This window comes from Diaphorobacter caeni (assembly GCF_015354245.1).
GTDB lineage: Bacteria > Pseudomonadota > Gammaproteobacteria > Burkholderiales > Burkholderiaceae_C > Diaphorobacter_A > Diaphorobacter_A caeni.
The window spans coordinates 258,101-281,212 of record NZ_JADKYZ010000007.1 but is presented as its reverse complement, the minus strand read 5'-3'; the positions used below and the strand labels follow the sequence as shown (position 1 = coordinate 281,212).

21 protein-coding genes are annotated in these 23,112 nt (G+C 63.3%); 16 read left to right on the top strand and 5 right to left on the bottom strand.

From position 1 onward, the window contains the following. The first annotated feature begins 234 nt into the window (after positions 1-234). The gene (locus tag ISG32_RS18415) at positions 235-2,475 is read left to right on the top strand and encodes a DUF7933 domain-containing protein (RefSeq protein WP_194772482.1); all 2,241 of its coding nucleotides are present in this window, start codon (positions 235-237) and stop codon (positions 2,473-2,475) included. Between the two features lie 121 nt (positions 2,476-2,596). Here ISG32_RS18415 and ISG32_RS18410 read toward each other — a convergent pair whose 3' ends face one another. The 3 genes from ISG32_RS18410 to ISG32_RS18400 all read right to left on the bottom strand — a co-directional run bounded on the left by ISG32_RS18410 (position 2,597) and on the right by ISG32_RS18400 (position 7,498). After that, positions 2,597-4,864 carry an FUSC family protein gene (locus ISG32_RS18410; protein WP_194772481.1) on the bottom strand — a complete coding sequence of 756 codons (2,268 nt, stop codon included), beginning with the start codon at positions 4,862-4,864 and terminating at the stop codon, positions 2,597-2,599. After that, positions 4,861-6,396: a glutamate--cysteine ligase gene (gene gshA / locus ISG32_RS18405; protein ID WP_194772480.1), complete on the bottom strand. Its 1,536-nt coding sequence runs from the start codon at positions 6,394-6,396 to the stop codon at positions 4,861-4,863. Before gshA ends, ISG32_RS18410 begins: the two co-directional genes overlap by 4 nt. A gap of 184 nt (positions 6,397-6,580) precedes the next feature. Next, on the bottom strand, positions 6,581-7,498 hold the full coding sequence (locus ISG32_RS18400) for an SDR family oxidoreductase (RefSeq protein ID WP_194772479.1): 918 nt from the start codon (positions 7,496-7,498) through the stop codon (positions 6,581-6,583). A gap of 696 nt (positions 7,499-8,194) precedes the next feature. On the opposite strand from ISG32_RS18400, the gene ISG32_RS18395 reads away from it, so the two are divergent. From ISG32_RS18395 to tolA, 9 genes are all read left to right on the top strand, one after another. Beyond that, the gene (locus ISG32_RS18395) at positions 8,195-8,494 is read left to right on the top strand and encodes a 2Fe-2S iron-sulfur cluster-binding protein (RefSeq protein WP_194772478.1); all 300 of its coding nucleotides are present in this window, start codon (positions 8,195-8,197) and stop codon (positions 8,492-8,494) included. Positions 8,495-9,074: 580 nt separating this feature from the next. Then, positions 9,075-10,196 carry a bifunctional 3,4-dihydroxy-2-butanone-4-phosphate synthase/GTP cyclohydrolase II gene (ribBA, locus tag ISG32_RS18390; RefSeq protein ID WP_194772477.1) on the top strand — a complete coding sequence of 374 codons (1,122 nt, stop codon included), beginning with the start codon at positions 9,075-9,077 and terminating at the stop codon, positions 10,194-10,196. Positions 10,197-10,201: 5 nt separating this feature from the next. Further along, positions 10,202-10,717 carry a 6,7-dimethyl-8-ribityllumazine synthase gene (gene ribH / locus ISG32_RS18385; RefSeq protein ID WP_194772476.1) on the top strand — a complete coding sequence of 172 codons (516 nt, stop codon included), beginning with the start codon at positions 10,202-10,204 and terminating at the stop codon, positions 10,715-10,717. After that, entirely contained in the window at positions 10,714-11,250 is a 537-nt protein-coding gene (nusB, locus tag ISG32_RS18380) for a transcription antitermination factor NusB (protein ID WP_194772475.1), read from the top strand. Before ribH ends, nusB begins: the two co-directional genes overlap by 4 nt. A 214-nt stretch (positions 11,251-11,464) precedes the next feature. Then, on the top strand, positions 11,465-12,649 hold the full coding sequence (locus ISG32_RS18375) for a pyridoxal phosphate-dependent aminotransferase (protein WP_194772474.1): 1,185 nt from the start codon (positions 11,465-11,467) through the stop codon (positions 12,647-12,649). Positions 12,650-12,687: 38 nt separating this feature from the next. Next, positions 12,688-13,143, top strand: coding sequence for a tol-pal system-associated acyl-CoA thioesterase (ybgC, locus tag ISG32_RS18370; protein WP_228529920.1), 456 nt, complete (start codon positions 12,688-12,690; stop codon positions 13,141-13,143). After that, entirely contained in the window at positions 13,137-13,838 is a 702-nt protein-coding gene (gene tolQ / locus ISG32_RS18365) for a protein TolQ (RefSeq protein WP_194772560.1), read from the top strand. The genes ybgC and tolQ overlap by 7 nt, the downstream gene beginning before the upstream one ends. Before the next feature lie 17 nt (positions 13,839-13,855). Continuing rightward, entirely contained in the window at positions 13,856-14,284 is a 429-nt protein-coding gene (locus ISG32_RS18360) for an ExbD/TolR family protein (protein WP_194772473.1), read from the top strand. A 34-nt stretch (positions 14,285-14,318) separates the two neighbouring features. Continuing rightward, positions 14,319-15,443, top strand: a complete 1,125-nt coding sequence (gene tolA / locus ISG32_RS18355) for a cell envelope integrity protein TolA (RefSeq protein WP_194772472.1) — start codon at positions 14,319-14,321, stop codon at positions 15,441-15,443. Between the two features lie 154 nt (positions 15,444-15,597). On the opposite strand, the gene ISG32_RS18350 is transcribed toward tolA, so the two are convergent. Then, positions 15,598-15,834: a hypothetical protein gene (locus tag ISG32_RS18350; RefSeq protein ID WP_194772471.1), complete on the bottom strand. Its 237-nt coding sequence runs from the start codon at positions 15,832-15,834 to the stop codon at positions 15,598-15,600. 171 nt (positions 15,835-16,005) lie between these two features. Here ISG32_RS18350 and ISG32_RS18345 point away from each other — a divergent pair, with 171 nt between their 5' ends. Next, positions 16,006-16,422 carry a PaaI family thioesterase gene (locus tag ISG32_RS18345; protein WP_194772470.1) on the top strand — a complete coding sequence of 139 codons (417 nt, stop codon included), beginning with the start codon at positions 16,006-16,008 and terminating at the stop codon, positions 16,420-16,422. 85 nt (positions 16,423-16,507) lie between these two features. On the opposite strand, the gene ISG32_RS18340 is transcribed toward ISG32_RS18345, so the two are convergent. Further along, positions 16,508-17,842, bottom strand: coding sequence for an MFS transporter (locus ISG32_RS18340; RefSeq protein ID WP_194772469.1), 1,335 nt, complete (start codon positions 17,840-17,842; stop codon positions 16,508-16,510). A 338-nt stretch (positions 17,843-18,180) separates the two neighbouring features. On the opposite strand from ISG32_RS18340, the gene cyoA reads away from it, so the two are divergent. Genes cyoA through ISG32_RS18315 form a run of 5 tightly spaced genes read left to right on the top strand, consistent with a single transcriptional unit; the run spans position 18,181 to position 23,111 of the window. Then, positions 18,181-19,227, top strand: coding sequence for a ubiquinol oxidase subunit II (gene cyoA, locus ISG32_RS18335; RefSeq protein WP_194772468.1), 1,047 nt, complete (start codon positions 18,181-18,183; stop codon positions 19,225-19,227). 24 nt (positions 19,228-19,251) lie between these two features. Beyond that, on the top strand, positions 19,252-21,264 hold the full coding sequence (gene cyoB, locus ISG32_RS18330; protein ID WP_194772467.1) for a cytochrome o ubiquinol oxidase subunit I: 2,013 nt from the start codon (positions 19,252-19,254) through the stop codon (positions 21,262-21,264). 16 nt (positions 21,265-21,280) lie between these two features. Further along, complete coding sequence (gene cyoC / locus ISG32_RS18325; protein WP_194772466.1) at positions 21,281-21,898, top strand: cytochrome o ubiquinol oxidase subunit III; 618 nt, start codon at positions 21,281-21,283, stop codon at positions 21,896-21,898. Then, positions 21,898-22,320, top strand: coding sequence for a cytochrome o ubiquinol oxidase subunit IV (gene cyoD / locus ISG32_RS18320; protein WP_194772465.1), 423 nt, complete (start codon positions 21,898-21,900; stop codon positions 22,318-22,320). Before cyoC ends, cyoD begins: the two co-directional genes overlap by 1 nt. Further along, the gene (locus ISG32_RS18315) at positions 22,317-23,111 is read left to right on the top strand and encodes an SURF1 family protein (protein ID WP_228529918.1); all 795 of its coding nucleotides are present in this window, start codon (positions 22,317-22,319) and stop codon (positions 23,109-23,111) included. The genes cyoD and ISG32_RS18315 overlap by 4 nt, the downstream gene beginning before the upstream one ends. The last annotated feature ends 1 nt before the right edge of the window (position 23,112 follow it).

Below are 23,112 nucleotides of genomic sequence, written 5' to 3'. Positions count from 1 at the left end.
CGCGAGATCCATGCACGCCATGGACACGCCATAGGCACGCCGTGGTTTTGCGCCCGGCGAGCACGCCCTTTCTCTCGTGAACTGGTTGGCCCGCACCGTTCCGGCTGCCTCATTCCCGTGTCCTATGAATGACACCCGACCAACTGCCCGAGCAAATCAGTGAGGGTTCGAGTTACGTCCTCAAAAATGCGTACATTTGCGAAAAATGTATTAATTTTTATCACGGATGTGACCTTGAAAAACGCAATCCACAAGCCTTTGAGCCTGAGCCTTCAGACGCTGGGCATCATCGCTCTGTCCGCTGGCCACTTGAGCGCCACCGCAGCCCCCGGGACCCCTGGCACGCCGCAGATTCCGACCGTCCTGTATCAGGAAGACTTCGACAATCCGGCGCAGACCGTTCCCGCCACCGACCGGGCGCTGATGATCGACGAATACAGCAGCGCATCGATGAGTGCGGGCGGCACCGCCATGACATACCGGGCCGCCGGGATGTACCAGACGCAGAACGGCGTCACCGTGACCAATGCGCAGGCCGTGGACGCCAATGTGCCGCTCTGGAGCAATGCCCAGTGGTGCAATGGCATCATCACGAACTACGACAAGGCGACGTATCCGAACGGCAACCTCAACACCTACTACCCGGCGCTGTACCCCGCGTCCGACACGAACGCCTCCGGCGAGACGGGTGGCGTTCCGCTGATCTGCTCGGCCAAGAATGCCGGCTCCTCATCCAGCGCCTGGTCCGCACTGCGCTTGCTTGCCTATGCGCTCGGCAAGGTGTCCAAGCCAGCAGGCACTGAAGCTGACTGGAGGGCCAATCATGTCGTCGCGGCCTATACCCAGCTTCCGTCCAATCGAGCCGCTCCCAGCGGCTTCCCCAAGCTCGCACAGCTGGAGACGGCGAGCCCCATCGAGATGCCCGCGGGTGGCCGGTTCATCACTTTCTCGGTGGCCACGGCCGCGCTCAACTGCCAGATCAGAGGACCCGAGCTGTATTTCGAGCTGCTCACGAGCAACCCGAGCACCACCGTGCCACTCAACACGACCGCCATCAACCCATGTACCGATGCGGACAAGGTCGCGTTCAGCAACAGCTCCTTCCCCGCAGGATCTCCGACGATTCCGAACAATTCCACGATCTACGCCGCGCAGGTTCCCGGCACGGTGGCGTATCAGGTGAACGGTTCGTCGATCAGCATGCGGCTGCTCAACGGCAACTCCAACGGCAACGGCAATGACGCGGCCGTAGACAATCTGCAGGTGCTGGACATCACTCCGCAGTTGGACAAGACCTTCTCGGTGTCATCGATGAATGCGTCCGCCACGGCCACGCTGACCTTCACCGCCACCAACACCGATGATCTGCTCGCCAAGAAGGGCTGGTCGTTCACCGACACCCTGCCCGCAGGCTTCGAATTCGTGCCCGTCCCAGCAGCCGCCGATGCCTGTGCGGGCACCACGGCGGTCACCATCTCCAGCCCCAATACATTGAGCGTCACCGCCGGTGAGCTGCTCGCAGGACAAGGCGCGTGCACCATCCAGGTCGGCGTCAAGGCGACACAGCACGTGCCGCCCGCCGGGCTCACACTGGTCAACGGCCCGACGGTCAATCCCGCGCAAGGTCAGGTGACAACGAACTACATCAACCCGCCCAACGATGCCACGCTGACCATCGTGCCCGACGAGGCCGACGTGGTGGCGACACCGGATCAGCCCGTCTCGGGAGAGCGCGGCAAGCCGCTCACCGTGACCACCCAGTGCACCAACGCCGGCCCCGATGTGGCCACCGCAGCGACCTGCACCGTCACCGGCGTGCCTACGGACGCGCTCAATGCCAACACCATCTGCCACAGCACCTCGGGCTCGAATGATCTGGCGGTCGGGGAAAGCATCGTCTGCGAAACCACGTTCACGCCAACGACGGCGGGCATCTTCACGCTGACCACGACCGGCGCATCGCCGGTGAAGGACCCCAAGCCCGCCAACAACACGGCCACGACGCCCGTGGACATTGGCCCGCCCTTCGCCGACATGAAGGCCAGCGCCCCCACCACGCTGAACGCCAACGTGGGCGAGCAGGTCAGCATCACCAGCACCTGCACCAACGGAGGCCCCGACCCCGCGCTGATCGCCAACTGCGTCGTCACCGGAGCGCCAGCCGGTGCGGTGACCCGTTGCGACCCCGGCACTCCCGCAGGCAGCCTCGCGCTCGGTGCCTCCATCACCTGCACGACGACGTTCACGCCCACCAGCGCGGACCCGACCACGATCACGCTCACGACCACCGCCAGCAGCACCTCGGCCGACCCGGACCGCAGCAACAACACCGCGCCCACCGTCGTCACACTCCAGGCAGCACCGGCTAATGCAGCCGCCGTTCCTGTGGATTCACGCTGGATGCTGGCGCTGCTCTCCGTGCTGCTCGCCATGCCGTTGATTCGTCGCCAGATGGCGAAGACCAAGAAGAATTGATGACCCGAAAGGACCTGCGCCCCACGGCAAACTCTTTGGGCTCAAGCGCGGGCTGAGGTCTCAGGACCCTAAAAGGCGGATCGCAGGATCCGCCTTTTTTCTTGGGGGAAGCGTGCCCGGCTCAGCGGGCCAGCAACTGATCCGCGTCCTTGCGGATCTGCGCGGCGAGCAGGATGGCCTGCTCCAGACGCCGTTCGAACCACGGCATCAGATCGGCGTCCCAGCCCTGCGGCACATGCTCGGGGCCAGGAGCCAGCGTGGGCTCGCGGATTGGCTCGGCGGGCTCATCGGCATCGATGGTGTCGACGATGACCTCCTTGCCGCTCAGGAGATTGGTGATGCGCTCCATCGCCCGGGTCAGCGGCAGCTCGAGTCGCTCGCGGTTCAGGTTGCCACGGCGCATCAGCAGCAGCGTCTTCACGGCCGTGAGCTGCGCGAGCATCTGGTAGGCGTGGGCCTGCAGCAGCTCCAGCGGCTGCAGTGGCGGTCGCACGGCGCGCGGCTCCTTGAGCGAGCGCTCGGCGGCCAGCACCAGCGCGGTCAGGCTGTCGTAGGCATCCTTGCGGGCGAGCCGCCACTTGAGTTCCGGTGCGTTGTCCACTGCATCGAGCTGAATCAGGTCGAGCGCGGTGCGCGCATGGTCGATCTGCGACTTGACGACGCGGCGCACGAGGTTCGGAATCTGCGAGCGCTCCCAGGACGGCAGCACGTACGAGAACAGCCAGGCGATGCCCGCGCCGAGCAGCGTGTCCACCGTGCGCTCGAACAGCGCGAACACAGTGCTCGACGACGCGCTGATCATGTGCGACTGGATCAGGCCGAGCACCGTCGCCGCCACCGCCGTATAGAGATACATGCGCAGCGCGAGCCCGTGCGCGACCGACTGCGCGACAGTGAGGCACAGGATCATCGCGAGATAGCCGGGATGCAGCGACAGAATGGACAGCGCGAGCACGCAGCCGAGCAGCGTGCCGCCCACGCGCAGGTTGCGCCGCTCCAGCGTCTGCGCGAGCGAGCCGCGCAGCACCACGACGATGGTGAGAAAAATCCAGTACTCGTGCGTGCCCCAGGGCAGCAGCAGCGAGATCACGTAGGCCGAACCGATGGCGAGCGCCGCACGCACCGCGTGCCTGAGCGCCGGCGCGCCCCAGCTCCACAGCGTGTAGAACGGCTTGAACGACCACGCGACCGGACTCACGAACAGATGCCAGCTGGTGCGCACCGCGGCGAGATTGGGCTTGCCCTCGCCGCGCGCCAGGGCGAACAGGCGCTGCACCTCGTCGTTGAGATTGGCCATGCGCTCGGCCAGCGAATGCACCAGCGCATCGGGGCTTGGCTCGCGCGAGGTGACGAGACGGTTCGGATCGCTCCGCATCGCGTCCTCGTCAACAGCCCAGCGCAGACTCTCCAACTGCACGCGATGGTCCATCGGGCGCTCGGGCTTGCGGCCGAACAGCATGGCGTCGGCCAGCATGTCGGTCTCCTTGGCCAGCAGGATCAGCATGTCATGCATCTGCGCGAGCACGCCATGGTGGCCCGCATGCTGCTTGAGCGCATCAAGATCGAGCGCACCGGCGATCATGTGGTCGCGCATGTCGAGCACATGCAGCAGCATCGCGGCCAGACGCTGGCGCGGCAGCGAATCGGGCGCCTCGAACACCACGTCGCGCGTGGACTGTATCTGGTCGGCCAGCGCCGCCTGCCGCGCGAGCAGACGGCTGATGAGCCCGCCCGAGGCCTCGCTGCGCGTCTCGGGCGTGTCTTCGCCGAACTGCCGCGCCTGCAGACGCATCAGATCGGCCAGCGACAGCAGCGTGTCCGCCAGCAGCAGCACGCGATAGCGCGGATTGAGCCAGCGGTGGACGACGCAGGAATACAGCACGTACAGGAACGCGCCGAGCGCGAAAAAACCCGTCACATTGAGCGCCGCCGAGAGGCGCTTGACCTCTTCGTTGGGTGGCACCGCCAACGAGAAGATCATCGCGAACATCAGCGCGATCGCGATCGGCGCGCCCTTCTTGCCCCAGGCCATGCCAAGGAACACGACGAAGGTGCAGCTCACGATGAGAACGCCCAGCTCCAGCGGCGAGCTGTGCAGCATCTGAACGGCGAAAAACAGCGGCACGCCGAGAATCGGCGTGGGAATCATCTGGCGGAACTTGCCCTTGCGCGGCCCGGCGACGTCAGGCGGAATGGCGACCACGGCGCCCAGCGCCGCAGCCGCACCGGCCGCAGTGCCGAGCGCGAGGCCCACGCCTGCCGAAATCAGCAGATAGCCCAGCGCCACGGCATAGCCGTTGGTCATGTAGTAGCTCAGCAGCACACGCGCCATCGCGCGTGCGTGCGCTTCAAAGGCAACGCGTGGAATGCGCGCTGCCGGCAGCCTCATCCAAGCTGCTCCACGGACATGTAGCGCTCGCGCCAGGCCTCGAACGGCATGTCGTCAGCGTCTTCGATGGCGCGTTGCGCGGCCACGGACTTGTCGCTCATCGCCACATAGCGTTGCTGTTGCTCCTGCGTCCACGGACGGTTCATGAGCTGGTCGCGCGCGGCCTGTGAATGGGCTGCCGTGAAGGCGATGAAATTGCCGTCGTACTGAGCGGTAAGCTCGCGCAGCACATGGGCGGACGGCGTGCTGTCGGGCGCATCGAAGAGCCCAAGCGCGGCCTGCAGCGCCTTGGCATGCGCATCACCGCCTTCAGCCGCATCGAGCGCTGCGGCAATCGGCAGGCACTCCTGCAGCACTTGGCGGCCCCAGTCGGTCAGCGCGATGTTCTGGCCGTTCTTGACCAGTTGCAGACCGGGCTCGCGGCCGCGCTCGGCGGTCATGTGCTGGTTGTTCTTGAGCTGTGCGATTTCCTCGGGCGTGTCGGGCGGGCTGTCGGAATACAGACAGTGCAGCAGAAACACGTCGAGCACGCGCATGGTGTCGGCGTTGATGCCCACGGATTCGAACGGATCGAGATCCATGAGGCGCACCTCGACATACTCCACGCCCCGCTCGCGCAGCGCATGCAGCGGACGCTCGCCGCTTTGGGTGGTGCGCTTGGGGCGGATGGTGCCGTAGAACTCGTTCTCGATCTGCAGCAGGCTGGTGCCGAGCTGGTTGTATTCGCCACCGGGATTGCGGATGCCGATCTGCTCATACGCCGGGTAGGGACGCGTGAGCGCCTCGTGCAGCGAGTCCGCATAGCCCTCGAGCCCGTTGTAGCTCACGGCCAGCGTGGCCTGCGCGTCGCTCTGATAACCAAGTCGGCCCATGCGCAGCGACGTGGCATGCGGCAGATAGAGCGCGCGCTTGCCATCGCCCAACGGCTTGAGCGCATGTTCGCGACCTTCGACGAAACTCGGACACAGCGCGGGCGATGCGCCGAACAGATACAGCAGCACGAACGCATGGCGGCGGAAATTGCGGATCAGACCGAAGTACTCCTCGCTCGTCACGCCGGGCAGCGACCAGTTGTAGTGGATGCCCGAGATCGTCTGCATGCGGCGGCCATAGCGGTGGCCAAGCCCCATGCGGTAGACGCTCTTGGAGCGACCTGAGTTCGACAGGCCGTAGCGGCCAAGCGGAATCGTCTCGTCCGTGGGCAGCACGCAGGGCATGCTCGACACCCACAGCGTCTCGTCGTTGCAGCGCGACGTCAGTTCGCGATGCACGAACTGGTGCACCTCGACCAGCTCGTCGAGGCAGGCCTGCACCGTCGGCTGAACGCCGGTGATGAGCTCGAGCTGCGACTCGCTGTAGTCGGTGGTGATATGTGGATGTGTCAGGGCAGACCCCAATCCCATGGGATGTGGTGTCAATGCCAGAGCGCCGGTGGGCAGTGCCCTCAACCCCTCTTTTTCAATGCCACGACGCATGCCCGCCAGGCGCTCTTTCGAGAGCGCGGCGATGTGCTGTTGCAAGGTATTTGTCATTCTGTGTGCGCTTCCATCACTGATGTGAGGGGGTGGAACTTAGCACGGAGTGCCACAGGGCTGCCGAAACCCGACTCAAGCGCCTGTCGGAATCGGGGAAACCATTCCGGCTCCGCAATGATTCCTCAAATTGAGGTAAACGGACTGCCGGATGATTTCCCCAAGCACGCTGGACGCCTTCCGGTCAGCGCGCCATCCTCGCGGCAGCCATGGCCTTTTCGAACTCGTGAGCCCCCTGCTCCATGCCGCCCGAGGGCACCTTCTCGCCGCTGCGCTCCGTCACCGCCACCAGTCGCTCGGCCAGTTTCTCAGGAACATCGGCACCGACGCCCAAGTGGATTCCCTCGGTCATGGTGATGTGCGCGGCCTCGAACGAGCCCGCCCCCGCCAGCAGGATGGTGCGCGTGGGCGCGCTCTCGTGGGCCAGCACCAGCATCGCGGGCACCACCGATTCGGGCGTGAGCGCATCCAGCACCTGCTCGGGCATCAGCCCCTCGGTCATGCGCGTGTGGGCCGTGGGCGCCAGCGCATTCACATGGATGCCGTACTTGGCGCCCTCGATGGCCAGCGTCTGCATCAGGCCGACCTGCGCCAGCTTGGCCGCGCCGTAGTTGGCCTGACCGAAGTTGCCATAGAGCCCCGTGGACGAGGTCGTCATCACGATGCGGCCGTATTTCTGCTCGATCATGTGCGGCCACACGGCCTTGCAGCAGTTGGCCGCACCCATCAGGTGCACGTCGACGACCAGACGGAAGTCCGCCATGTCCATCTTGGCGAACGACTTGTCGCGCAGAATGCCCGCATTGTTCACGAGGATGTCCACCCGCCCCCAGACATCGATGGCCTGCTGCACCATGGCCTGCACGGCGGCAAGATCGGTCACCGATGCGCCGTTGGCCATCGCCTCGCCACCGGCCGCGCGGATCTCGGCCACCACGGCCTCGGCGGCGCTCACCGAGCCGCCGCTGCCATCCACCGCCCCGCCCAGATCGTTGACCAGCACCTTGGCGCCACGCGCGGCCAGCGCCAGCGCATGCTGCTTGCCCAGACCGCCACCCGCACCGGTCACGATTGCCACCTTGCCATCAAAGCGAATTGTCATACTTACTGCTCCTGATCAAATAATGCGCGGGTTTCGTCCGACCGCTCGGTTGGGGGTCCAAGGCCTGCCCGCATGGAATCGCATGCATGTTAGTACGCCAATCGCGGCAACTGCCACGATTTGCAGTCGCGTTCGCTACAGGTTTGCGCCACTACGCTGCCTCGTTTGAATCCTAGGGTTATCCCTTGAATCGATGGACAACCATGTGGATAACTGTGGACATATCGGGTATTTGATGCGTAAGTCATTGATTTACAACAAGTCACATTCCGACGCACATTTTTTAGGCATGCCGCGCGAATTCATTTTCCTGTCACGACATCCTGTCACGGCGTCGCTCGCGGGTTGTTCAGACAATCGTTGCACAATCCTGTGGATAACCGTGAACAAGACCTGTATTGGAATCCCAAGCCTTTGATTTCAAAGGACTCCAATCCCGCTGCTCAATGTTTGGGCACTACAAAAATTGTTATCCCTCGTCCCACTGGACAATCATGGGGATAACTCTGGATAAACGCCCAAAAAACGCGCCAAGTTGTTGATTTACAAGGGACGCGCTTGCAACGCTCAAAATTTGGGCAGCGTGGACCCGAGCGCCGATGATCCCTTTAGTTTGTGTTAGTCATTTTCAACGCGCTAAGATGATCGGTTCCGCGCACCGCTTTCAGCCTCTTTCCCGTCCGCTCTCCGTTCGCCATGAGTTCCACACCCAACGCCGTCCCGTTTTTCATCGCCAAAGTGGGGGACGACGGCACGCAGGTGGATGCCTGGCCCGAACAGCCCTTGCTTACCTCACTCGAACAAGGGGGTGTGGACTGGCCCAGTTCCTGCCGCAACGGCACCTGCCGCACCTGCATCGGCTTTCTCGCCAAGGGCGAGGTGCGCTACGAGATCGAATGGCCCGGACTCTCGCCTGAAGAGAAAGCCGAAGGATGGGTGCTGCCCTGCTGCGCCTATCCGCTCTCCGATCTGCAGATCGAAAACAGCTCGATCTGAGAAGAAACACCCCCTGAGTCGCTTCGCGCCTTCCCCCTCTCTCGCTTCGCGGGAGGGGGACGCAGCCAGCGCGGCGGGGCGGCCCTTGCGCGGCTGCCCTCGCTTGGGGCGCGCCAGTTTCTGCGCGGTGGAAATTGCAAAGCACCATGGATGACTGAGAAGCCCCCCTGAGGCGCTTCGCGCCTTCCCCCCTCTCTCGCTGCGCGGGAGGGGAAGCAGCCAGCGCGGCGGGGCAGCCCCAGGCAAGCCTGCTCTTGCATGGTAAGCGCCAGTTTCACGCAACGTGCCATGGGCAACTGACTGCTGACTTCCGGGCAATCCGGGGCGCTCTCTGATTTCATTCGCCGCACTGCCAGCGGGGAGCATCGGCAGTGGACTAAAATCGCGGGCTTCGGGATTTGCAATCCCTCAACCGGGTGGCCTGCTGGCCGCATCGCATGTTCTTTAGGGGCTGCCCGCCACGGGCCTTTTTGCTGCACACGCGCGGACGACGCATCGTTTCGCGGGCAAGAAGCACACAGCCGACCGCTGGGAACCTGCCGTGCCCAGCAGGACGCACGGCCTTCATCGAAAGCCCCGCATGAATTCCCCCATCAAGCCCGTGCCGGTTTCCTCCGTCGAAGAAATCGTCGCCGAAATGCGCGCTGGCCGCATCGTCATCCTGGTGGATGAAGAAGACCGCGAAAACGAAGGCGATCTGGTGCTCGCCTCCGACCATGTGACGCCCGAGGCCATCAACTTCATGGCCAAGTTCGGCCGAGGCCTGATCTGCCTGACCCTCTCGCGCGAACGCTGCGAGCTGCTGAACCTGCCTCCGATGGTCGCCCGCAACGGAACCAAGATGGGCACGGCCTTCACCGTCTCCATCGAAGCCGCCGAAGGCGTGACCACCGGCATCTCCGCCGCCGACCGCGCGCGCACCGTGCAGGCCGCCGTCGCGAAGAACGCAAAGGCCGCCGACCTGGTGCAGCCCGGTCACATCTTCCCGCTGCAGGCCGTCGATGGCGGCGTGCTCATGCGCGCCGGTCACACCGAAGCCGGTTGCGATCTGGCGGCGATGGCAGGCTGCTCGCCATCGGCCGTGATCTGCGAGGTCATGAAGGACGACGGCACCATGGCCCGCCTGCCCGATCTGCAGCTCTTCGCCGCCGAGCACGGTCTCAAGATCGGCACGATTGCCGACCTCATCCAGTACCGCAGCCGCCACGAATCGCTGGTGCAGAAGGTCAGCTCGCGCGAGCTGCAAACCGCCTTCGGCACCTTCACCGCGCACGCCTTCCACGAAGACACCAGCAACGCCGTGCACCTCGCGCTCGTGATGGGCTCGTGGGGCGACGACGACTCCGTGGCCGTGCGCGTGCACGAGCCGCTGTCGGTGCTCGACGCGCTCGAGATCAACCGCTCCATGCACTCGTGGGGTCTGCAGCCCAGTCTCGAATACATCGCCAAACAGGGCAAGGGCGTGGCCGTGCTGCTGAACTGCGGCGAAAGCGGCGAACAGCTGCTGGAGCAGTTCGACGGCAAGGCGCGCTCCGCGCACGCCCCCGAACGCGGTCGCATGGACCTGCGCACCTACGGCGTGGGCGCGCAGATCCTGCGCGAAGTGGGCGTCAAGAAGATGCAGCTGCTCGGCCAACCGCGCCGCATGCCCAGCATGGCGGGCTACGACCTCGAAATCACCGGATACATCCCCAAGGACTGAACACTATGCAAGGCGCAAACAAAGGCTCCGAGATCAACCTGGACGGAGAAGGCCTGACGATCGGCATCGTTCAGGCCCGCTTCAATGAAGACATCACGAACGCGCTGTTCGACGCTTGCCACGCGCAGCTCATCCAGCTCGGCGTGGACGCCGACAGCATCGACCACATCACCGTGCCCGGCGCGCTCGAAGTGCCGCTGGCGCTGCAGACGCTCGCCAATCGCGGCGAGTACGACGCGTTGATCGCGCTCGGCTGCATCATCCGCGGCGAGACCTACCACTTCGAGCTGGTGGCCAACGAATCCGGCGCGGGCGTGACCCGTATCGGCCTCGACTACGACCTGCCGATCGCCAACGCCATTCTCACCACCGAGAACATGGAGCAGGCCATCGCCCGCCAGACCGAAAAGGGTGCCGACGCCGCGCGCGTGGCCGTAGAGATGGCGCTGCTGGTCAACCAGCTGGCCATTCCCGAAGACGAACTCATCGACCTCCTAGACAGCGGAGAGCAAGCACAATGAGCGCCCTGAACGCACCCCGCCCTCCCCGCCAGCCGCGCAAGGGCACCACCAGCACCGGCGCACGCAAGGCCGCCTCCAAGTCGGGCCGCAGCCGCGCGCGTGAATTCGCGCTGCAGGCGCTCTACCAGCACATCGTGAGCGGCAACGACGCCAGCGACATCGACCTGTTCACCCGCGATCTCTCGGGCTTCAACAAGGCCGACGTGGCGCACTACGATGCCGTGCTGCATGGCTGCATCACCACCGCGGAAGACCTGGACAAGCTCATCGAGCCCAAGCTCGACCGCAAGCTCTCGGAAATCTCGCCCATCGAACACGGCGTGATGTGGATCGGCGTCTACGAGTTCCAGCACTGCATGGACGTGCCATGGCGCGTCATCATCAACGAATGCATCGAACTCGCCAAGGAATTCGGCGGCACCGACGGCCACAAGTACGTGAACGGCGTGCTCAACGGTCTGGCACCACAACTGCGCGCAGTTGAAGTAGCAGCAGACAAGCAAAAGGCAACGCCGGAAGCATCCGGCGAATAAAAGCATGCCCCGCTCCCGCCAGCCAGAGCGGGCCTGCGAAGCGCAGCGGGCGCATGAACCACCCGTCCCAACGCCAAGACAGCCCCTCAGGCCAGGCGTCGAAGCCGCAGACAGTACTCTGGTACGGCAAGGCTTCGCAACACCGCATGAGGGGCTGTATTGGCGCCCCCAAACGACCGACCATCAAAAGACAAAGCAAGTCCGAAGTAAAGCAATGAAATTCTCACAGCGCGCGGAACGTATTGAACCCTTTTACGTGATGGAAGTCGCCAAGGCCGCGCAGCAACTCGCGCGCGAGGTCGCCGGAACCAACAACCCGATGATCTTCCTGAACATCGGCGAGCCCGACTTCACCGCCCCGCCTCTGGTTCAGGAAGCCGCCGACCGCGCGGTGCGCGCCGGCATCACCCAGTACACGAACGCCCTGGGCCTCGAGGCGCTGCGCGAGAAGATCAGCCAGTGGTACCTCACCCGCTTCGGCGTGAACGTTCCAGCGCGCCGCATCGTGGTGACCGCAGGCGCGTCCGCCGCGCTGCAGCTGGCCTGCCTTGCGCTCATCGAAAAGGGCGACGAGATCCTCATGCCCGACCCGAGCTATCCCTGCAACCGCCACTTCGTGAGCGCGGCCGATGGCAACGCGGTGCTGATCCCCACCACCGCCGAGGAGCGCTACCAGCTGAGCGCCGCCAAGGTCGAAGCCGCATGGGGCGCCAAGACGCGCGGCGTGCTGCTCGCCTCGCCGTCGAACCCGACCGGCACCTCCATCGCCCCGGACGAACTGCGCAAGATCCACAAGGTGGTGAAGGAGCGCGGCGGCATCACCATCATCGACGAGATCTACCTCGGCCTGTCCTACGACGACGCCTTCGGCCAGACGGCGCTCGCCATCGATGACGACATCATCAGCATCAACAGCTTCAGCAAGTACTTCAACATGACCGGCTGGCGCCTCGGCTGGATGGTCGTGCCCGATGCCATGGTGCCGGTGATCGAGCGCATGGCGCAGAACCTGTTCATCTGCGCGAGCACCATCTCGCAGCATGCCGCGCTGGCCTGCTTCGAGCCCGACAGCATCGCCGAATACGAACAGCGCCGCGCACAGTTCAAGGCCCGCCGCGACTACTTCATCCCTGCGCTCAACGCACTCGGCCTGTCGGTGCCGGTCATGCCGGATGGCGCGTTCTACGCCTGGGCCGACTGCACCGAGGCCGCAAAGAAGATCGGCGTGGACGGCAGCTGGGACTTCGCGCTCGAAGTGATGAAGCGCTCACATCTGGCGATCACGCCGGGCCGCGATTTCGGCACTGCCGACACCCATCGCTTCGTGCGCTTTTCGACCGCCAATTCAATGGCGCAGCTGCAGGAGGCGATTGCCCGGCTCCAACAGCTCATCGGCTGAAAACGACGACTTTCAACGAGCAGCCAAGGCCATTACGAATGAACACGACAAACCGCAGCATGGGTGAAACGAAGGCATTCGAATGGCCCGTCAGAATCTACTGGGAGGACACGGATGCGGGCGGCATCGTGTTCTACGCCAACTACCTCAAGTTCTTCGAGCGCGCCCGCACCGAATGGCTGCGCTCCATCGGTTTCGGCCAGCACGGGATGCGGGAACAAACCGGCGGAATGTTTGTCGTAACGGGAGCCGATCTGCGCTACCACCGCCCCGCGCGGCTCGACGATGAACTGATTGTTACTGCCGCTGTCAGCGAAACGGGCAGAGCTTCGTTAACAATAGAACAGAAGGCGCTTCTCAAGTCAGCGCAGATGAACCAGGCAACCTCTCCCGTACTTTTGTGTGAAGCGTCCATCCGCATCGGCTGGGTGGATGCAGCCACCATGCGTCCTTCGCGAATTCCTGGCCCTCTTTTGGAACAACTCTCATCATGAATCAAGACATGTCCATCGCGAGCCTGGTGCTCAATGCCAGCTGGGTGGTTCAACTCGTCATGCTCCTGCTGCTCGGCGTCTCCGTCGCCAGCTGGGCCGCCATTTTCAGAAAACTCTTCGCCCTCAAGCGCGTGAAGGAACTCAACGAAGAGTTCGAGCGCGAGTTCTGGTCGGGCAACAGCCTCAACGACCTCTACGCCAGCGCCGCGCAGAACGCCAAGCAGGCAGGCCCGATGGAACGCATCTTCGCCAGCGGCATGCGCGAATACCAGAAGCTGCGCGAGCGCCGCATCAGCGACCCCGGCACCCTGCTTGACGGTGCACGCCGCGCCATGCGCGCCAGCTTCCAGCGCGAGATGGACGTGATTGAATCGAGCCTGTCCTTCCTCGGCTCAGTCGCATCGGTCAGCCCCTACGTCGGTCTCTTCGGCACGGTCTGGGGGATCATGCACGCCTTCACCGGCTTTGCGGGCATGGAGCAGGTCACGCTCGCCACCGTGGCGCCCGGCATCGCCGAAGCGCTGGTGGCCACCGCCATCGGCCTGTTCGCCGCCATTCCCGCAGTGATCGCCTACAACCGTTTCGCGCGCGACATCGACCGCGTCGCCACCCACCAGGAAACCTTCATAGAAGAGTTCTCCAACATCCTGCAGCGCAACCTGGGCGGCCAGCCCGGCACGTCCGCAGGTCACTGAACCGAAGGGAGCACGCAATGCCCGCAATGGCCTCCCGCAGCGGCTCGCGCCGCCGCTCTATGAACGAGATCAACATGGTTCCGTTCATCGACGTGATGCTCGTGCTGCTCATCATCTTCATGGTCACCGCGCCGATGATGACGCCCAGCTCGGTCAACGTGCCCTCGGTCGGCAAGGGAGCGACGCCGCCCAAGACCTTCGGCCAGGTCATCGTCCAGAAGGACGGCAGCATCACGCTCAAGACCGACGGCAACGAACGCAACCTCTCGCTGCAGGCGCTTGGCAATGCCGCACGCACCTGGCAGAAAGAGCAGGTTGAAGGCACGCCCGTGCTGATCACGGCCGAGAAGACCGTCAACTATGAATCCGTGATGAAGGCCATGGATGCGCTGCAACGCGCAGGCGTCGAACGCGTCGGCCTCACCGTGAAATCGTCTGGCAACTGACCGATCAAGCAAGGTCCAGCCGCCCAATCCCTGAATGCCATCCATCAAAGAACGCGACCAGTTTTCCCCGCCTCGTCCACCCGGACGCATGCGTGCAGTGGCACTCGCCGTACTCGCCCATGCCGTGCTGATCGGCGCGCTGACATGGGGCATCAACTGGAAAAAGAGCTCGGACGCTCCTGCTGCCGAAGCCGAACTCTGGGCCGCTCTGCCGCAGCAGGCCGCACCGCGCGCCGTGGAGCCCACCCCTCCTCCGCCGCCCGAGCCCCGAGAGGAGCCCCGCAGGCCCACACCGCCACCACCGCCTCCCCCCCCTCCTCCGCCGCCGCCCAAGCAGCAGGTGCAGCCGGACACGCACGATGCCGACATCGCCATCGAGCGCAAGAAAAAGCGCGAGGAAGAGGAAAAGGAAAAGAAGAAACAGCAGCAATTGCAGCTCGAGAAAGAGCGCAAGGAAAAGGCGCGCAAGGAAGAAGCCGAACAGGAGCGCAAGGAGCGCCTTGAGGAGCAAAAGCGCGAAAAGCTCGAGCAGCAGAAAAAGGACAAACTGGAGCAGCAAAAGAAGGACAAGGCCGAAAAGGAAAAGGCCGAGCGCGAGAAAGACCGCAAGGAACAGCTCGAACGCGAAAAGGAAAAGAAGGAACAGGCCGAGAAGGACAAGAAGGAGAAAGCCGAAAAGGCCGCCAAAGCGGAGGCCGACAAGAAGAAGGCCGCCGAGGAAAAACGCAAGTCCGACGCAGCAGCCACCAAAGCCGCCGAAGCCCAGCGCGAAGCCAATCTGCGCCGCATGGCCGGCATGGCCGGAGCGACCGGCGGTGCCAGCGCCACCGGCAATGCCACCCACAGCGCCGGCCCCGGCGGAAGCAGCAGCGGCTCGGGCTCGGGCGGCCCCTCCGCAGGCTACGCGGGCAAGGTCGCGGCCAAGGTGCGTCCGAACATCACGTTCCCCGATTCGATCACCGGCAACCCGCGCGCCGAGGTGGAAGTGCGTGCATCACCGGACGGGACCATCGTCGGTACTCGCCTTGTCAAGTCGAGCGGCAATCCCGCGTGGGATCAGGCTGTGATCCGGGCGTTGGAAAAGACCGATACGTTGCCCAAGGACACGGATGGGCGGGTGCCGTCGTCTTTGAGCATTGGGTTCAGGCCGAACGACTGATCGATCGCACCGCTGATCTGCTGATCTGCTGATCTGCTGATCAAAGTATGAGTTGAAGCAGGCGGGTTCTTTCTGCGGCTGCCGGGGCTTGGCTTTTCGAGGCCGGGACTGCCCCCGGCGGGGCAATCACTTTTTGCTTGCGCGCAAAAAGTAATCAAAAACGCGCTTTTGAATTCGGGGTCACGCGGCAGAACTCACTGCGCGACTGCGTCGCTTCGTTCGGGCAACCGCCGCGAGTCAGATGTTTCATAAGAGGTGTTTGCGGCACGTCGCTGCGCTCATGCCGGTGCGCCTCATGGCGCACCTTCGCTTTGGCCGCTTTCGGTTGAAGTTTGAATTTGGATTTGAATTCAGCCTCAGAACCAAGAAGCGCACTGGGCGCTGGAGTCACCCACTCCAACGGCAAGACAGCCCCTCAGGCGAGGCGTGAAGCCGCAGACAGTACTCTCGTACGGCAAGGCTTCGCAACGACGCATGAGGGGCTGTATTGCCGTCCGCAAACGACCAGCCCATCGAAGCCAGAGGCTTCGCTAAACTAAACCACCAAGTAAAGCGAGAAAACATGAGACAAAGAATCGAACAGAGTTTTGCGCAGCAGGGGCTGATGTCTACTTTGGGGGCTAGAGTGATACGGGTGGAGGACGGCCTGGTCCACATCGAACTCCCCTTCTCCAAGGCCGTGACGCAGCAGTTGGGCTACGTGCATGCGGGCGCAATCACCAGTGTGCTCGACAGTGCCTGCGGCTATGCGGCGCTGACCAAGGCGCCTGCGGACCACGAAGTGGTCACGGCCGAGTTCAAGATCAACCTGATGCGCCCGGCCATCGGTGAGCGTTTCGTCGCGATCGGCAAGGTGCAGAACGCGGGCAAGATGCTGACGGTCTGCACGGGCGAGGTGCGAGCCATCGCGCGGGACGGCACCGAAAAAGTGGTGGCGCTGATGCAAGCCACGGTGGTGAACGTGAAAAAGCCGGGCTGACCACTGCAATGGGTTCGCGCCCATAAAAAAGAGCGCCACGTGGGCGCTCTCCGGGTTCATCGACAGTGAACAATTCAGGCAGGCGTCAGGCCTCGCGCTGCTCCAGCACGCGGTTGATCTTCAGCGCCAGCAGCGTGCAGACCACGGCGGACAGCAGGTACAGCGTCACGGCCATCAGACCGAATTTCGCCGACAGGCCAAGCGCGACCAACGGTGCGAAAGCCGCGCCGATCAGCCATGCCAGATCGTTGGACAGTGCCGCGCCGGTGTAGCGGAAGTGCGAGGTGAAGTTGTTGGTCACCGTGCCCGAGGACTGGCCATACGACAGACCCAGCAGGATGAAGCCCGCCAGAATGAAGATGTTGTTGCCGGTGGGGCCCGCCTTGAGCAGGAACGGTGCGGCCAGACTGAACACGCCGATCAGCACGGCCATGGTGCCCAGCAGGTTGCGGCGGCCCACCTTGTCGGCCAGCGTGCCGGAAATCACGATGGCACCGGCGGCGAACACCGCGCCCACCATCTGCACATTCAGCACATCGACCATGGATTGCTCGGAGTACATCGAGATCCACGACAGCGGGAACACCGTCACCAGATGGAACAGCGCGAGGCTGGCCAGCGCGGCGAAGGCGCCCAGAAACACGCTGGTGCCCTGATTGCTCATCACCTCGGTCACGCTCACGGGCTCGAGTTCGCGGGCCTGCAGGGCGTCGGCATACGATTGGCCGACCACCAGGCGCAGACGGGCAAACAATGCCACCACGTTGATCGCGAAGGCGACGAAGAAGGGGAAGCGCCAGCCCCAGTCAAGGAACTCGCCCACCGGCAGGCTGCTGTACAGATAGGCGAACAGCGCGGCGGCGATGATGAAGCCGAGCGGCGCGCCGAGCTGGCCGATCATGGCATACCAGCCGCGCTTGTCCTTGGGCACGCCCATGGCCAGCAGCGATGGCAGGCCGTCCCACGAACCGCCGAGCGCAAGGCCCTGGCCGATGCGCAGCACGATCAGCACGACGATGGCGGTGGAGCCCACCGATTCATAGGTAGGCAAGAAGGCCATGCCCACCGTGCACACGCCCAGCGCGAGCATGGCCAGCGAGAGCTTGGTGCCCCGCCCCCAGCGCCGCTGGATCGCCATGCCGATGGCGGTGCCCACCGGGCGCGCCACGAACGCGAGCGCGAAGATGGCAAAGGCCATCAGCGTGCCGTCCAGCCGCGACATGAACGGGAACAACGTGAACGGGAAAACCAGAACGCAGGCGATACCGAAAACGAAAAAATCGAAATATTCGGACGAACGCCCGATGATCACGCCGACGGCGATCTCATTGGGAGTGACGTCCTCGTCCGTGTGGGCACGCGACAGAGAGTTGGCGTCTTCAACGCGTGGCACGGAATAGGCTACGGAACCGCTGCTCATCGAAATGCTCCTTGCTCCAGATCTGACATTTTTGTCAGGCCACACTGCGATGCTCGTGCTCACCGCTAATAATGTGCGGCCTGACGCAGTTCTACACCTGCGGTATTGCCGCCACAAGTCCGCAAACACTGACATTTTCGAAGGGAAAACCCTAGATCTTTGTCAGCCTTTCTCTTATTTGTGACGACAAAACGCCTGTAAGTCCTTGTCCCACTTGATATTGGACAAATTGTCCAATCGACATATTTGGTAACGGGTTTACAGTCTCGGATGTCCAGTAATCCGCGTTAACACTCAGGGGACTAACCCTGAGCCGCGCGACTCAGTCCATTACAAACATGTCCAAAACCAAGGAAACCCGCAGTCCCGCATGGCTGGGCGCGGCAGCTTTGACAGCCCTTCTCACGGGTTGCAGCAAGGCCGTCGTGCTCAATCCCGCCGGGGATGTCGCTGCCCAGCAGGGGCAACTGGTGATCACGGCCACGCTGCTGATGCTCATCATCATTGTTCCAGTGATCATCTTGACGCTGTTGTTCGCCTGGAAGTACCGCCAGTCCAACACCGAAGCGCGCTACGAACCCGAATGGCACCACTCCACCAGCCTCGAGCTGGTGATCTGGACCGTTCCGCTGCTGATCATCATTGCGCTCGGCGCTCTGACCTGGATCAGCACGCACAAGCTCGACCCCTATCGTCCGCTGGACCGCGTGTCGGCCACCAAGGCGCTCGATCCCAACGTCAAGCCGCTGGAAATCCAAGTCGTGTCGCTGGACTGGAAGTGGCTGTTCTTCTACCCCGAGCAAGGCATTGCGACGGTCAATGAAGTGGCTGCGCCGGTGGACCGCCCCATTCTCTTCAAGCTGACCTCGGCGAACACGATGAACGCGTTCTACGTGCCCGATCTGGCCGGCATGATCTACACCATGCCCGGCATGCAGACCGAGCTGAACGCCGTGATCAACAAGGCGGGTGAATACAAGGGCATGTCCTCGCACTACAGCGGCGCTGGCTTTGCGGGCATGACCTTCAAGTTCAAGGGCATGGCCGACGAGGACTTCGCCAAGTGGATTGCCGCGGCCAAGACCGAAGGCAAGCCGCTCGACGCGGCCACCTACCTGAACCTGGCCAAGCCCAGCGAGCGCAACCCCGTGGAGCGCTTCAGCACCGTGGACGACGGCCTGTACAACAAGGTTCTGAACCGCTGCGTCGAAGAAGGCAAGATGTGCATGCACCACATGATGGCCATCGACGAAATGGGTGGCGAGGCCTACATCAAGGCCGCGGGTCTGAACCTGCCTCAGGACGTATGCACCGTCCAGAACGCTGACAGCGTTGTCGCCCTGCTGGACTCGCAGCGTGCGCAAGCCGCAGCTGTCGTGCAGTAACGAAGATTGGAAGAGACTCAACAAATGGTGTCTGAACAAACAACCCCGGCAGCTCACTGGCTGCTCGGACGAATCACATGGGATCAGATTCCCATGACGCATGAGCCGATCGTGCTCTTGACCTTCATCGCCGTGGTGCTCGGTGGCCTCGTGGTCGTCGGCGGCATCACCAAGTTCCGCCTGTGGGGTCCGCTGTGGCGCGACTGGATCACCTCGATCGACCACAAGAAGATCGGCATCATGTACATGATCCTCGGTCTCGTCATGTTCCTGCGCGGCTTTGCCGACGCGGTCATGATGCGTCTGCAGCAGTCCATGGCCTTCGGCGAGAACATGGGCTACCTGCCCCCACATCACTACGACCAGATCTTCACGGCCCACGGCGTGATCATGATCTTCTTCGTGGCGATGCCGTTCGTGACCGGTCTGATGAACTATCTGGTTCCTCTGCAGATCGGTGCACGCGACGTGTCGTTCCCGTTCCTCAACAACTTCAGCTTCTGGATGACCACCGGCGGTGCCATTCTGGTGATGATCTCGCTGTTCCTCGGCGAGTTCTCCACCAGCGGCTGGCTGGCGCTCTCCAATCTGGGACACCAGAGCGGAAGCACGGGTCTTGACTACTACATATGGGGCCTGCAGGTGGCCGGGGTGGGGACGACCTTATCGGGCATCAACCTGATCGTCACCATCATCAAGATGCGCGCACCCGGCATGAACCTGATGAAGATGCCCGTCTTCACATGGACCGCCCTGTGCACCAACGCGCTGATCGTCGCCTCCTTCCCGGTCCTGACCGCAGCCCTCGTGCTGATGTCGCTGGACCGTTATGTCGGCACGCACTTCTTCTCGAACGACTTCGGCGGCAACCCGATGCTGTACGTGAACCTGATCTGGATCTGGGGCCACCCTGAGGTCTACATCCTGATCCTGCCTTGCTTCGGCGTGTTCTCGGAAATCGTGTCCACGTTCTCGCGCAAGCGTCTGTTCGGCTACACCTCCATGGTCTACGCCACGGTCTGTATCACGATCCTGTCCTACCTCGTGTGGCTGCACCACTTCTTCACGATGGGCTCCGGCGCTTCGGTGAACACCTTCTTCGGCATCACCACGATGATCATCTCGATCCCGACGGGCGCGAAGATCTTCAACTGGCTGTTCACAATGTACCGTGGCCGCATCCGCTTCACGGTGCCCATGCTGTGGACCATCGGCTTCATGGTCACGTTCGCCATCGGCGGCATGACCGGCGTGCTGCTGGCCGTTCCTCCAGCCGACTTCGTGCTGCACAACTCGCTGTTCCTGATCGCCCACTTCCACAACGTGATCATCGGCGGCGTGGTGTTCGCCGTGTTCGCCGGCATCAACTACTGGTACCCCAAGGCTTTCGGCTACCGCCTGGTGGAATCGTGGGGCAAGGCTTCGTTCTGGTTCTGGCTGGTCGGCTTCTGGGTCGCCTTCACACCGCTGTACATCCTCGGCCTGATGGGCGTGACGCGTCGCGCCAACCACTTCGAAGATCCATCCCTGCAGATCTGGTTCATCATCGCCGCCTGCGGCGCAGCCCTGATCGCCTGCGGCATCGCCTGCTTCTTCATCCAGATCGGCGTGTCCTTCTGGAAGCGCAAGGAGCTGGCCGACGAGACCGGCGACCCATGGGATGGCCGCACGCTGGAATGGGCCACTTCGTCGCCTCCTCCCCAGTACAACTTCGCGTTCACGCCGGTCGTCTATGAAATCGACGCCTGGACCGACATGAAGAAGCACGGCTACAAGCGTCCGCTGACCGGCTTCCAGCCCATCCACATGCCCGCCAACACCGGCGCCGGCGTGGTGATCGGCGGCCTGTCCACGATTCTGGGCTTTGCACTGATCTGGCACATGTGGCCGCTGGTGATCGCATCGTTCGCCGCGACCGTGCTGGCCTCGATCATTCATACGTTCAACTACAAGCGTGACTACTACATCCCCGCAGCCGAAGTGGCTCAGACGGAGGAACTTCGCACGCAACAGCTTGCCCGCGCAAGCCACGCATAAGGCGGAGATGCAAACAATGTCCAATACACATACCGCCGCACTGGGCCAGCGCGAATACCACCTCGCGCACGAGCCCCATCCCGAAAACGGCACCGCTCTGGGCTTCTGGCTCTATCTGATGAGCGACTGCCTGATCTTTGCAGCCCTGTTCGCCACCTTCGGCGTGCTGGGCCGCAGCTATGCCGCCGGACCCACGGGCAAGGAACTGTTCGATCTGTCGCTCGTCGCGATCAACACGGCCTTCCTGCTGCTGTCGTCAATCACCTTCGGCTTCGCCATGCTGCAAAAGCAGCAGAACAAGCTGGGCGGCACGCTGTTCTGGCTGGCCATCACCGGCCTGTTCGGTCTGGCGTTCCTGTGCGTTGAACTCTATGAGTTCCACCACATGATCCACGCTGGCGCAGGCCCGACCCGCAGCGCGTTCACCTCGTCGTTCTTCACGCTGGTGGGCACCCACGGTATCCACGTGACCTTCGGCCTGATCTGGCTGGTGACGCTGATGATCCAGATCTCCAAGCACGGTCTCAACCCCGCCAACAACCGCCGTCTGATGTGCCTGTCGATGTTCTGGCACTTTCTGGACGTGGTCTGGATCGGCGTTTTCACTTTCGTTTATCTGATGGGAGTGCTTTGATGAGTGCAGCACACAACCACGCAGGCCACGATCACCACGACGATCACGGCCATCACGATGAAGGTCCGCACAGCACGTTCTCGGGCTACATGACGGGCTTCATCCTCTCGATCATCCTGACGGCGATCCCGTTCTGGCTGGTCATGGCCGACATCATCACCGACAAGAAGACCGCGGTGCTGGTGCTGGGCGGCTTCGCCGTCGTGCAGATCGTGATCCACATGATCTTCTTCCTGCACATGAACGGCAAGGTCGAAGGCGGCTGGACCATGCTGTCCACCATCTTCACGATCATCTTCGTGGCCATCGGCATCGCCGGTACGCTGTGGGTGATGTTCCACATGAACACCAACATGATGCCTCAGCACGTCATGCCGGACGCACCACCGGCACAGACCGCTCCGGCACACCACACCCCTTGACCCATCCGGTCACCCCGCAGGGCGCCAGCAGGCGCTCTGCCATCAGCAAGGCGATTCTCACGATTGTGGGCATCGCCTTGTTTTTTGGCTTCGTCACGCTCGGCACTTGGCAGGTGCAACGCCGCGCGTGGAAGCTCGATCTGATGGAACGCGTGGAAACCCGGCTGCATCAGCCGCCGGTTTCCGTCGCGCAGTTGCTGGCGGCCGAGCCCGCCGCCGAACTCGGTGAAAAGCACGCCTACCAGCCGGTCTTCGCCGAAGGCCGCTGGCTTGCGGACAAGACCGTCTTCACGCAGGCGCTGACCGAGCTCGGCGCGGGCTTCTGGACCCTCACGCCGCTGGAGACCGCGAGCGGTCAGGTCGTGCTCGTCAATCGCGGCTTCGTGCCCGAAGGCCAGCGCGCGTCAGCGCAGCCGCCCGAGCCCACACAGGGCACCGTCCGCGTGGAAGGCCTGCTGCGCTCGGCCGAGCCCGATGGCGGATTCCTGCGCAAGAACGACGCGGCCAACGGCAAGTGGTATTCGCGCGACGTGGCCGCCATCGGCCAGGCGCAGGGTCTTGCCAACGTGCAGCCCTTCTTCATCGACCAGGGCATTCCACAGGGCGCCCACGTGAACGCGGACACCCCCACTCCGGCCAACGCCATGCAGGGCCCCTGGCCACGCAGCGGCATGACGGTGGTGAAGTTCCACAACAGCCACACCGTCTACATCCTCACCTGGTACGGCCTCGCGCTCATGGTGCTGGGGGCGGCATGGCTGGTGGTGCGCCACGAGCGCAAGCGGGTCTGAG